The sequence below is a fragment of the Streptomyces sp. NPDC015661 genome (genome assembly GCF_043077765.1).
Classification (GTDB): Bacteria; Actinomycetota; Actinomycetes; order Streptomycetales; family Streptomycetaceae; genus Streptomyces.
The window spans coordinates 543,238-554,952 of record NZ_JBIBST010000003.1; the positions used below are offsets into that span (position 1 = coordinate 543,238).

The following is an 11,715-nucleotide window of genomic DNA, read 5'->3' on the forward strand; positions in this document are numbered from 1 at the left end:
CGGTGACTGGCGGTGACTCTAAGCGCAGGTGGGGAGGGTCGGGGAGCGGCGAGGTCAGGATGTGACTGTCTTGTTATGCCGAGGGGGAAAGAGTGTGCGCGCCGGATGGAAAAACCGGGGCATTAGGGTCTGTAATGCAGTGTTCACATACTGAGAACGTGCAGTTCCGCTAAGGGGCTTGAGCGATTCTTGGTACTGACGGTCCGCTCAGCGGACTCTCCGGATATCGGACAGCGGCCAAAACCTGAGCGGACGAGACGGCTCGCCCGTCCCGCCCGATTCCACATCGTGCGAAGATCACGGAGAGTGACATCGGGCGGGGCGGGGCGGGCCGGGGACGTCAGGGAAGCTGGACGTACGGCTTCAGGAAGTCACGCGCACCGGGAGTGTCCAGCCGATAGACCACATTGGTCGCGTAGCACGGCGTATCGCCGGTGATCGTCGTGGCCACCAGGGTCCGCCTGCCGCTCAGCGTCGCGAAGTTGGGGCCGCCCGAGTCGCCGTAGCAGGCGCCGCCGTTCCCCTGGGGCGCGGTCATCGCGAGCCGGATCCAGGCGCTGTTGAGCGCGTCGAACGTGACCGGCGCCTTCATGCGGACGCCGCCGCCGGGGTGCGTCTGCCCGCCCGGGCCGCGCTCCGCCTCCTCGGTTCCGTAACCGGCGACCAGGAAGGAGGTGTCCTTCAGCCCCTGCGGGCCGAGCGCGTCGAGGGCGCCCGCCCGGGGGAGGGAGGCCGGGGTGAAGGACCAGCGGGCCTTCACGGCCTTCGCCGGCAGTTCGATCACCGAGATGTCATGGGTGTCGGAGGCCGGACCGGGGTAGGCCGGGTGGGTGTGGGCGGTGCCCTCGACGGCCACGCTCCGGGCCTGGGCGGCCGGGTCGCCCGGGTGGGCGGCGGCCGCGCGGTCCAGGCCGGCCTGGACGTCCTGGTCGAGCGAGACGTAGAAGCGGACGTTCGCCGGCCAGTCGGTGGTGCAGTGCGCGGCCGTCAGGAAGGTGTCCGCGTCGATCATGGTGCCCGAGCAGACCCAGTCGACGCGGTCGGGCGTCGCCGGGTCGTCGTCGTTGTCCCAGGTCGCGACGAGCGCGCCGACCTCGGTGCGCTCGGGGGCCGGGGTCGCGTTGTACGAGTTGATCGCCGTGGCCGGCATCGCGGTGGCGAGCACGGCGGCGCAGGCGGCGGCGATGGCGGTGGTCATCGCGTAGGTGGTGCGACTGGCGGTCACGAAGAACCCCTCGGTGTGTGAGTGGATCGGGTGTTCTCCTGTGGGGGAGGTTCGCCAGTGAAGCGGCTGTGGCCGCGTGGAGCAAGAGGTTCCGGAGATACGGGAGTTGAGACGGAAACGGCGCGGCGCGAGACGGTGAACCGTCCCGCGCCGCGCCGCTCGTTTTCCGGCTCGGGCGCCGGCGTGCGGGCGAGTGCCGCCCGGCTGCCTCAGGCGCCCGTGGTCGTCCCCGCCTCCGGGAGGTTGCCCGCGTCCTTCGCGGTGACCTCGCGGAGCAGGCAGGTCAGCCGCGCCGAGCACACCCGCTTGCCCTGCTCGTCGCTGATCACGATCTCGTACGTGGCGGTGGTCCGCCCGCGGTGGACCGGCGTCGCCACACCGGTCACCAGACCGCTGCGCACCCCGCGGTGGTGGGTGCAGTTCAGGTCGACGCCGACGGCGATCTTCGAGACCCCGCCGTGCAGCATCGAGCCGACGGAGCCCAGCGTCTCGGCGAGCACCGCCGACGCACCGCCGTGCAGGAGCCCGTACGGCTGGGTGTTGCCCTCCACCGGCATCGTGCCGACGACCTTCTCGGCCGAGGCCTCCACGATCTGGACGCCCATCCGGTTCCCGAGGTGCCCGGCCGAGAAGAGCGCCGGGAGGTCGACGCCGAGCGCCGCGTACTCGTCGATGACCTCCTGCGGGAACTTCACGTGCTGCTGCTCACCCATGGGCCCGGCTCCGTTCGTCTTCGTACGGCTGCTTGTCGCATCGTGGTCGCCTGAGCAAACGCTTAGGCGGACTGCGATTGTTCCAGACGCACGATGACGGACTTGCTGGCGGGGGTGTTGCTGATGTCCGCCGTCGACTCCAGCGGCACCAGGACGTTCGTCTCCGGGTAGTAGGCCGCCGCGCACCCCCGGGACGTCGGGTAGTGCACCACCCGGAAGCCGGGCGCCCGCCGCTCGGTGCCGTCCGTCCACTCGCTCACCAGATCCGTGTACGCCCCGTCCGCGAGGCCGAACGCCGCCGCGTCCTCCGGGTGCACCAGCACCACCCGACGGCCGCCCTTGATCCCCCGGTAGCGGTCGTCCAGGCCGTAGATCGTGGTGTTGTACTGGTCGTGCGAGCGCAGCGTCTGCAGCAGCAGCCGGCCCTCGGGCACCCTCGGGTACTCGACGGGGGCGGCCGTGAAGTTGGCCTTGCCGGTCTTCGTGGGGAAGCGGCGCTCGTCCCGCGGGCCGTGCGGCAGCGCGAAGCCGCCCGGATCGGCCGCGAGGCGGGCGTTGAAGTCCTGGAAACCGGGCACCACGCGCGCGATGCGGTCCCGGATCCGGGCGTAGTCCGCCTCGAACTCCTCCCAGGGCGTGGCCGATCCGTCGCCGAGCACGGCCCGGGCCATCCGCGCCACGATCGCGGGCTCGGACAGCAGGTGCGGGCTCGCCGGCGGCAGATTGCCCCGGGAGGCGTGCACCAGGCTCATCGAGTCCTCGACCGTCACGAACTGCTTGCCGCTCTTCTGCACGTCCTTGTCGGTGCGGCCGAGCGTCGGCAGGATCAGCGCGCGCGTGCCCGTCACCGCGTGCGAGCGGTTCAGCTTCGTCGAGACGTGCACGGTCAGGCGCGCGTTCCGCATGGCCGCCTCCGTCACCTCCGTGTCGGGCGTCGCCCCCACGAAGTTGCCGCCCATCGCGAAGAACACCTTCGCCTCGCCGTCGCGCAGAGCCTGGATCGAGCGCACCACGTCGAAACCGTGGTGACGCGGCGAGACGATCCCGAACTCCTTGTCCAGGGCGTCGAGGAAGGCGGGCGCGGGGCGCTCGAAGATGCCCATCGTGCGGTCGCCCTGCACGTTCGAATGGCCGCGCACCGGACACACCCCGGCGCCCGGCCGCCCGATGTTCCCCCGGAGCAGCAGGAAGTTGACCACCTCGCGGATGGTCGGCACGGAGTGCTTGTGCTGGGTCAGCCCCATCGCCCAGCAGACGATCGTCCGCTCGGAGGCGAGCACCATCTCCAGGGCACGCTCGATCTCGGCACGGTCGAGACCCGTCGCGGCGAGCGTGTCTTCCCAGTCGGCGTCCTTCGCCGCCGCCGCGAACTCCTCGTACCCGTGGGTGTGCTCGCGGACGAACTCCTCGTCGACCGCCCCGGCCGTCTCCAGGACCAGCTTGTTGAGGAGCCGGAACAGGGCCTGGTCGCCGCCGATCCGGATCTGCAGGAAGAGGTCGGTGAGCGCCGCGCCCTTGAGCATGCCCTGCGGCGTCTGCGGGTTCTTGAAGCGCTCCAGGCCGGCCTCCGGAAGCGGGTTCACCGAGATGATCCGCGCGCCCGCCGCCTTCGCCTTCTCCAGGGCCGAGAGCATCCGCGGATGGTTCGTCCCCGGGTTCTGCCCGGCCACGATGATCAGGTCCGCCCGGTGCAGGTCCTCCAGGGAGACGCTGCCCTTGCCGATGCCGATCGTCTCCGTCAGCGCCGAGCCCGAGGACTCGTGGCACATGTTGGAGCAGTCCGGCAGATTGTTCGTGCCGAACTCGCGGGCGAAGAGCTGCAGCAGGAACGCCGCCTCGTTGCTCGTCCGCCCCGAGGTGTAGAAGAGCGCCTCGTCGGGCGAGCCCAGGGCCCGCAGCTCCTCCGCGATGATCGCGAACGCGCGCTCCCAGCTCACCGGCTCGTACCGCTCGCCGCCCTCCGGCAGCAGCATCGGCTGAGTGATCCGGCCCTGCTGGCCCAGCCAGTACCCGCTGCGGGTCGCCAGGTCCGCCACCGGATGGGCCGCGAAGAACTCCGGGGTCACCCGGCGCAGCGTCGCCTCCTCGGCGACCGCCTTCGCGCCGTTCTCGCAGAACTCCGCCACATGCCGCTTGTCACCCTCGGGCCAGGCGCAGCCGGGACAGTCGAAGCCGTCCTTCTGATTGACCTTGAGCAGGGTCCGCGCGGTGCGCCGCAGGCCCATCTGCTCCTGCGCGATCCGCAGGGTGTGCCCGATGGCGGGCAGGCCTGCTGCGGCGTGCTGCGGCGGCGTGACCTGCGGTGCGTCCTGGACCGGGTCACCGGCCGGCGGCTTGCTGACCATCGCGCTCTCCCTTGAGCGGTAATCCTGTGGCGTACGTCTTCGATCCTGTCACGCGGCACCGACAACCCGGCACCCCGACCGCTGTGGACGGGATTGTCAGTGGACCGTGGCAGGATCGTCGTGTGGCCGAGACAGCATCGAAGAACCCCGCAGACACCCGCCCCCGCCTGCTCCTCATGGACGGGCACTCGCTCGCGTACCGGGCGTTCTTCGCGCTGCCCGCGGAGAACTTCACCACCGCGACCGGACAGCCGACGAACGCGATCTACGGGTTCGCCTCGATGCTGGCGAACACGCTCCGCGACGAGGCGCCCACCCACTTCGCGGTCGCGTTCGACGTGTCCCGCAAGACCTGGCGGTCCGAGGAGTTCCCGGAGTACAAGGCGAACCGCTCGAAGACCCCCGACGAGTTCAAGGGCCAGGTCGAGCTGATCGGCGAGCTCCTCGACGCGATGCACGCGCCGCGCTTCGCCGTCGACGGCTTCGAGGCCGACGACGTCATCGCCACCCTCGCCACCCAGGCCGAGGCCGAGGGCTTCGAGGTCCTCATCGTGACCGGCGACCGGGACTCCTTCCAGCTCGTCACCGACCACACCACCGTGCTCTACCCGACCAAGGGCGTCTCCGAGCTCACCCGCTTCACCCCGGAGAAGGTCCAGGAGAAGTACGGCCTGAGCCCCTCGCAGTACCCCGACTTCGCCGCCCTGCGCGGCGACCCGTCCGACAACCTGCCGGGCATCCCCGGCGTCGGCGAGAAGACCGCCGCCAAGTGGATCAACCAGTTCGGCTCCTTCGCCGAGCTCGTCGAGCGCGCGGACGAGGTCAAGGGCAAGGCCGGCCAGAACTTCCGCGACCACCTGGAGTCGGTGAAGCTCAACCGCCTCCTCACCGAGATGGTCCGGGACGTCGAGCTGCCGAAGACCGTGACGGACCTCGCCCGCGAGCCGTACGACCGCACGGCCGTCGCCCTCGTCCTCGACACCCTGGAGATCCGCAACCCCTCGCTGCGCGAGCGGCTCCTCGCCGTCGACCCGGGCGCCGCCGAGGAGACCGCGCCCGCCCCCGCCGCGGGCGTCGAGCTCGACTTCACCGTCCTCGGCGCCGGCGAGCTCGCCCCCTGGCTCGCCGAGCACGCCGGCGAACCCCTCGGCATCGCCACCGTCGACAGCTGGACCCTCGGCACCGGGAACGTCGCCGAGATCGCCCTCGCCGCCGCCGGGGGAGCCGCCGCCTGGTTCGACCCCAGCACCCTCGACGAGGCCGACGACCAGGCCTGGGCCGCGTGGATCTCCGACCCCGACCGGCCGAAGATCATGCACAACGCCAAGGGCGCCATGCGGGTCTTCCCCGAGCACGGCTGGACCATCGCCGGCGTCGCCATGGACACCGCCCTCGCCGCCTACCTGGTCAAGCCCGGCCGGCGCTCCTTCGCCCTCGACGCCCTCACCGTCGAGTACCTCGGCCGTGAGCTCGCCCCCGCTGCCGCCGCCGACGGCCAGCTCGCCTTCGGCGCCGACGACACCGCCGAGGCCGAGGCCCTCATGAGCCAGGCGCGGGCCGTCCTCGACCTCGGCGGAGCCTTCGACGAGCGGCTCGCCGAGGTCGGTGCCCGCGAGCTCCTCCACGAGGTCGAGCTCCCCACCTCCGCCCTCCTCGCCCGCCTGGAGCGGCACGGCATCGCCGCCGACCGCGACCACCTGGAGGCCATGGAGCAGCAGTTCGCCGGCGCAGTGCAGCAGGCCGTGAAGGAGGCGCACGCCTCCGTCGGCCACGAGTTCAACCTCGGCTCGCCCAAGCAGCTCCAGGAGGTCTTCTTCGGCGAGCTGAACCTGCCGAAGACCAAGAAGACCAAGACCGGGTACACGACGGACGCCGACGCGCTCGCCTGGCTGGCCGGCCAGACCGAGCACGAACTGCCGGTGATCATGCTCCGCCACCGCGAGCAGGCCCGCCTGCGCTCCACGGTCGAGGGCCTGATCAAGACGGTCGCGGCCGACAACCGGATCCACACCACCTTCAGCCAGACGGTGGCCGCGACCGGCCGTCTCTCCTCGACCGACCCCAACCTGCAGAATGTGCCGGTGCGGACGGACGAGGGCCGCGCCATCCGGCACGGCTTCGTCGTCGGCGAGGGCTTCGAGGCCCTCATGACCGCCGACTACAGCCAGATCGAGCTGCGCGTCATGGCGCACCTCTCCGAGGACGAGGGCCTCATCGAGGCCTTCACCTCCGGCGAGGACCTGCACACCACCGTCGCCTCCCAGGTCTTCGGCGTCGAGCGGTCCGCCGTCGACGCGGAGATGCGCCGCAAGATCAAGGCCATGTCGTACGGCCTGGCCTACGGCCTGTCGGCCTTCGGCCTCTCGCAGCAGCTGAACATCGACCCGGGCGAGGCCCGCGGCCTGATGGACACCTACTTCGAGCGCTTCGGCGGGGTACGGGACTACCTGCGCCGCGTCGTCGACGAGGCCCGCGCGACCGGGTACACCGAGACGATGCTGGGCCGCCGCCGCTACCTCCCCGACCTCAACAGCGACAACCGGCAGCGCCGCGAGGCCGCCGAGCGGATGGCGCTCAACGCCCCCATCCAGGGCACGGCCGCCGACATCGTCAAGGTCGCCATGCTGAACGTGGACCGCGCCCTCACCGACGCGGGCCTCGCCTCCCGGATGCTCCTCCAGGTCCACGACGAAATCGTCCTCGAACTCGCCCCCGGCGAGCGCGAGCAGGTCGAGGCCCTGGTCCGCGAACAGATGTCGGCCGCCGCCGACCTCCGGGCCCCCCTGGACGTCTCGGTGGGCGTAGGCCCGAACTGGGACTCGGCAGCCCACTGACATCGCCGCGCCGGGGGCGGCGCCCATCCGCCGCCCCCGTTGTGGGCATGCGCTCCGCAAGGGGGCGATGGGGGGCCCTGCTCGAGCGAAGCCGAGAGCTTGGGGGAGGGTGGGCACAACGGACCCGCGCCCTGCCGGCGCCAGAGGCTTCCGAGCCTGAACCCGCACCACGTGCACATCACGCCCGTGGTGCGGGCCCGGCAGGTGTGCGCCAGTCGGACCAGTCCGGGCGCGGCCCAGGTGCACGGCTCTCGAAACTGGGAGCATGATCCGCCGCCCCCACCTCCCCGCCTGGGCCCTCCTGGGCGCACTGCTGGGCGCCTCCGGCACCGTCTGGTCCCCGCCCGCCGAGGCCCAGGCACACCCGGCGCCCGCCCTCTGCACCTCGTCCCGCGAGCCGGCCCTCGCCGCCCGCCTGTCCCAGGACATCAGGGCGGCGCTCAAGGGCCGCCAGAGCACGGTCGCCCTCGCGGTCCACGACCCCGGGCGCGGACTGCGCTGCCGGCTCGACGACACCCTCGCGTACGACTCCGCCAGCATCGCCAAGGTCCTGATCATGCAGGCCGTCCTCGGACGCGCGGAGGAGCTCGGCCGCGCGCCGACCCCGCTGGAGGCACGGCGGCTGAAGGCGATGATCACCCGCTCCGACAACAAGGCCGCCACCGAGCTCTGGGACGGGCTGTCCCGCGCCCGGCTGAACAGGGTGCTGCGGGAGGCCGGGGCCCAGGACACGGTCCTCGGCCGCGGCCACTACTGGGGCCTCACCCGCACCACCGCCCGCGACCAACTCGCCCTCCTCGCCGCGGTGTCGCGCCGCACCGAGGCCCTGTCCCTGATGGGGCAGGTCGTCCACGCACAGGCCTGGGGTGTCACGGCGGGCGCGCCCCGCACGGTCAAGGTCCACGTCAAGAACGGCTGGCTGCCCCGCGCGACCCACGCCTGGCGCGTCCACAGCGTCGGCATCGTGCGCCCGGCGACGACGGACACGGGCACGGGCACGGGCGTAGGCAAGGGCGCAGGCAAGGGCGCAGGTACGAGTGCAGGAACGGGCGCAGGAACGGGCGCAGGTACGAGTGCAGGAACGGGCGCAGGCACGAGTGCAGGAACGGGCGCAGGTACGAGTGCAGGAACGGGCGCAGGCACCGACAAGGGAAAGAAGACCGACGAGGACGCGGACACCGCCGCGCAGAGCCCCGCGGTCGACTACCGGATCGTCCTCCTGAGCCACGACAACCCCACCATGCGGTACGGCGTCCGCACCTTGGAGAGCGTCTCCCTCGCCGTCCACCGCAGACTCGCCGGCGGCGCGGCGGCCCGCGGCTTCACCCCGCCCGAGAAGATCAGCGAGATCCCTGACGGGAGCGCTCCGGCCGAGGGCCCGGGTCCGGATCCGGGTCAGGGAGGTCCCGGGGGGCCGGCGCGGCCGGGGTCGTCCGAGCCCGCCGTGACCCCAGGAGCCGCACCCCCGTCCCGTACAGCACGAGCCCGACGGCGAGCCCCGCGCCGGCGCCGAAGCAGGCCGTCGGGATGACGTCGAGGGGCGTCTCGATCCGGTCCCAGCCCCAGTACGCGGCCCAGCGCAGCACCCGGTGGGCGACCCCCGCGAGGACGCAGCCGCCGATCAGCCCGGCGGCGAGGAGCCGTCCGCGCCGGTCGGGGACCGGAACCCCGGCCGGCGCCTCCACCCCCGGGACGGCAGAGCGGAGCGCCCGCGCCGTGTACCGGCCGAGGAGCGCGAGGGCCAGCGCCGAACCCCCGTACTGCGCGTACAGATAGACCGGGAACCCGGCGACGACGTCGCCGAGGAAGGGGATCGCGCGGGTGCCCCAGCGGTCCAGGTGGGTGAAGGAGTCCCACACCACGTGGGTCGTGGCGCCGAGGATCGCCGAGAGGCAGAACCACCCGGCGAGCGCGGCCGGGTGCCGCTCCCGCCAGGGAGCGCCCCGGACGAGCCCGTACACCCTGCCCCGCCACCCGGCGGGCAGCAGCGCGACGAGCGGCTCGCGCACGGTCAGCCACAGGGCCACGAGCGCGGTGGTGATCAGCACGTCGGCCGTGACGATGCCGACGGGGGAGTGGGTGACGTCCCCGAGGACCATCGCCCCGGGGGACGCGGAGGCCGCGAAGTAGGTCATGTCGGGGGAGAAGGACCCGGCGACGAGAGCGGACGCGACGAGCGGCCCGCGCGCGGTCCCGTCCCGGCGCAGCGCGGGCAGCACGGCGGCGGCATGGCTCAGCGTGAACGGCAACGGGAGTTCCCCCAGGGTCCGGTGGCGACGGCGGCCGGTGTACGGGATGGCGGTGTCCATGGTCGGCCGCAGTGCAAGAGGGGCGGGACGCTCCGGTCGGTTCCCGGACTCACCTGGTCGGCAGGCGGCCAAGAGGTGACGAAACCGTGAAACACGGTCAGCTGCCGGTACTCGTCGGTCCGGAGTTGGCATAGGGTCGCCAGAGGTTTCGCGCGGGGAGCGCGGGACCGCGTCGATGGGGAGGGGACGACGGACATGGCAGCGCACATCGGCCACCGGCTGCGCAAGGGAGCCACCAGTGGTGTGGTGATGGCCGCGGCGGTCGCCGCGCTTGCCGCCTCGCAGGCGCCGGAGGTGATACCGCCGGCCGCGGACAACGCCGGCGGAGACACCGCCATCGGTGCCGGTGACACGGCGCCGCCGTCGGGAGACGGCTCCGCGACGGGCGATTCCCCGTACTACACGAAGCTGCCGCCGCTGAACACGCCGAACAAGCCGGGCGCGACCACCAATCTGCCGGTGATCGCAGGCCCCGCCGAGGCCGGCATACCCGCGTCCGTCTACTCCGCCTACAAGCGCGCAGAGCTGTCGATACGTTCGACCGACCCCGGTTGCAACCTGCCGTGGCAGCTGCTCGCCGGCATCGGCAAGGTCGAGTCGGGTCAGGCGAACGGCGGCAGGGTCGACGCCAACGGCACGGCATCGCCGCGGATCCTCGGTCCCGCCCTCGACGGCAACGGCTTCGCCATGATCGCCGACACCGACGGCGGCGCCTACGACGGCGACAAGGTCCACGACCGGGCCGTCGGCCCGATGCAGTTCATCCCGTCCACCTGGGCCACCTGGGGCCAGGACGCCAACAGCGACGGGAAGAAGGACCCGAACAACATCTACGACGCGGCGCAGGCCGCCGGTCTCTACCTCTGCGCCAACGACCGCAACCTCGCGCTCAAGGCCGACCTCGACCAGGCGATCCTCAGCTACAACCGCTCCAGGGAGTACCTGAACACGGTTCTGTCCTGGGCCGCCTTCTACGAGCGCGGCACCCACCAGGTCCCGGACGGCACGGGCGTGCTGCCGGTCGGCCGCAGCGACGAGGGCAACCGGGGCAACCGCACCCACCCCAGCACCCAGCCGTCGACTCCGGCACCGAACCCGGGCACCCAGCAGCCGAAGCCGCCGGAGAACCGTCCCGGTCCGGTCAAGCCGCCGACCGTCCCCACCAAGCCCCCGGTCACCACGCCGGTGAAGCCGCCCGCCGTCCCGGCGGCCGCCAAGGTCACGCGGCTCGCGATCGTGGCCAACCAGCAGCTGACAGCGACCACCGGCAGCGCCTTCACGGGCGCCCCCCGGGTCGCCGCGCTCGACGCCTCGGGCAAGCCCGTCGCCGGCGTGAGCATCCGCTTCGAGATCGCCGGCACCACCGACTCCCGCTTCGCCGACGGCGGGACCACCGCCCTCGTCACCACCGGGTCGACCGGTCTCGCCACCGCGGCCGCGCTCCGGGCCGGCGAGAAGACGGGATCCTTCACCGTGCGGGCCACCGTCGTGGGCCGCACCCTGGGCGCGGCCGACTTCGCCGCGACCGTCACGGAGCGCCGGGCGGACACCCTCACCCGGGTCCCCGGCGACGCCCTGACCGCCACGACCGGCTCCTCCTTCACCCAGCAGGTCCAGGTGAAGGCCACCGACAAGGGCGCCCTCGCCCCCGGCGTGCTCGTCACCGCGGTGATCGTCACCTCGAAGACGGACCCCAAGGAGAGCACCGAGGGCCCTTCCTTCAAGGGCGCGGACGGCACGGCGGTCCGTACCGTCACCCTGAAGACCGGTACGGACGGACTGCTCACCTTCGAGTCGGGCGACATCCTCGCGGGCGACACGGCCGGCACGTTCTACGTCCAGCTCACCGCACCGGGCGGCGGCACCACCTTCATCGACCTCACCGTCGAGGCGCCCGCGACGCCGACCCCGGAGCCCTCGCCCTCCGACAGCGGCTCGCCCACCCCCACCCCCACCCCCTCGGCCTGACCGGACGCGCCACCGCGCGCTCCTCCACCGCACCGCGTTCCTCCGCGCCGTCTCCCGTCCGCATCGGACGGGGGGCGGCGCTTCGCGTTACCCGGGTGCAACGTGTTCTCATCTCACGGCCGCGTTGCTACGGTGCCCCCGCCCTGACGACCTATCAGATCGCATCCCGGGAGGCCGACCATGCGCGCCCTCGTCGCCGCCGCCATCGGACTCGCCCCAGTCCTGCTCTTCGTCCTGCTCCTCTCCGTGGTCGATCTGCCGCCCGACGGCCCCACCTCGCCCAAGCCCCTGCTGACCGCCGATCCCGGCGCCAAGAAGTAG

Annotated in this window: 7 protein-coding genes and 1 pseudogene; 4 read left to right on the forward strand and 4 right to left on the reverse strand. The window is 72.3% G+C overall.

What is annotated here, in order from left to right:
- Positions 1-340: 340 nt before the first annotated feature.
- The 3 genes from ACF07V_RS10915 to ACF07V_RS10925 form a co-directional block, all read right to left on the reverse strand.
- Positions 341-1,225 carry a trypsin-like serine protease gene (locus ACF07V_RS10915; protein ID WP_392153128.1) on the reverse strand — a complete coding sequence of 295 codons (885 nt, stop codon included), beginning with the start codon at positions 1,223-1,225 and terminating at the stop codon, positions 341-343.
- Positions 1,226-1,434: 209 nt separating this feature from the next.
- Positions 1,435-1,938 (reverse strand): PaaI family thioesterase, encoded by a 504-nt coding sequence (locus ACF07V_RS10920; RefSeq protein ID WP_392153129.1) that lies wholly within the window; start codon positions 1,936-1,938, stop codon positions 1,435-1,437.
- 62 nt (positions 1,939-2,000) lie between these two features.
- Entirely contained in the window at positions 2,001-4,283 is a 2,283-nt protein-coding gene (locus ACF07V_RS10925; protein WP_392153131.1) for an FdhF/YdeP family oxidoreductase, read from the reverse strand.
- Between the two features lie 122 nt (positions 4,284-4,405).
- Between ACF07V_RS10925 and polA the strand changes: the two genes are divergently transcribed.
- Together polA and ACF07V_RS10935 are read left to right on the forward strand one after the other, a co-directional pair.
- On the forward strand, positions 4,406-7,117 hold the full coding sequence (gene polA / locus ACF07V_RS10930; protein ID WP_392153132.1) for a DNA polymerase I: 2,712 nt from the start codon (positions 4,406-4,408) through the stop codon (positions 7,115-7,117).
- 631 nt (positions 7,118-7,748) lie between these two features.
- Positions 7,749-8,078, forward strand: a pseudogene (locus tag ACF07V_RS10935) (serine hydrolase); the annotation flags it as partial.
- Between the two features lie 379 nt (positions 8,079-8,457).
- On the opposite strand, the gene ACF07V_RS10940 reads toward ACF07V_RS10935, so the two are convergent.
- Entirely contained in the window at positions 8,458-9,366 is a 909-nt protein-coding gene (locus ACF07V_RS10940) for a DUF4184 family protein (RefSeq protein ID WP_392153433.1), read from the reverse strand.
- Between the two features lie 255 nt (positions 9,367-9,621).
- Here ACF07V_RS10940 and ACF07V_RS10945 point away from each other — a divergent pair, with 255 nt between their 5' ends.
- Both ACF07V_RS10945 and ACF07V_RS10950 read left to right on the forward strand, forming a co-directional pair.
- The gene (locus ACF07V_RS10945; protein ID WP_392153133.1) at positions 9,622-11,394 is read left to right on the forward strand and encodes a lytic transglycosylase; all 1,773 of its coding nucleotides are present in this window, start codon (positions 9,622-9,624) and stop codon (positions 11,392-11,394) included.
- A gap of 180 nt (positions 11,395-11,574) precedes the next feature.
- Entirely contained in the window at positions 11,575-11,715 is a 141-nt protein-coding gene (locus ACF07V_RS10950; RefSeq protein WP_351180940.1) for an SPW_0924 family protein, read from the forward strand.